Genomic DNA, 438 nt, shown 5'->3' on the forward strand with positions numbered 1-438 from the left:
CAGCAACTGCACCACCACCGGCCCGGCACTCCCACCCACATTCACCGTCAACGGCGTCCCCACACCCCCCAACACCACATTGTTGAACGCGATGGTGTTTATCCGGATGGCCGGTGTCGTGATCGGCTGCAGGAAGTTGTTGGCAACTCCAATCTCCAGCCTGATCGGCAGGCCCGGCACGTCGACGCCGACGTGCCCTACCGGGTCGGGAAGATCGATGCCGATGGTGATGTTCGGGGTCTGCCCGAGCAGGGTCAGGTGGCCGACGACCGGGATCCCGCCGCCGCCGACACCGTGAACCGAGAACGGGTTGACGGTGAGTCCGGTGATGGTGCCGGTGATGGGGATGTTGAGGATACCGCCGCCGCCAAGGGTCAGGGGGATGTCGGGGATGGTCAGGGTGTAGTCGGCCTGGATCAGGCCCTGGCGGTCACCGCG

General features: G+C 65.8%; 1 protein-coding gene. It reads right to left on the reverse strand.

Annotated features, from left to right (window positions below):
- Window positions 1–438, reverse strand: a 438-nt coding sequence (locus AO501_RS38320; protein ID WP_197419902.1) for a hypothetical protein, incomplete at both ends; no start/stop codon positions are given.

The organism is Mycobacterium gordonae (assembly GCF_001417955.2).
Classification (GTDB): domain Bacteria; phylum Actinomycetota; class Actinomycetes; order Mycobacteriales; family Mycobacteriaceae; genus Mycobacterium; species Mycobacterium gordonae_B.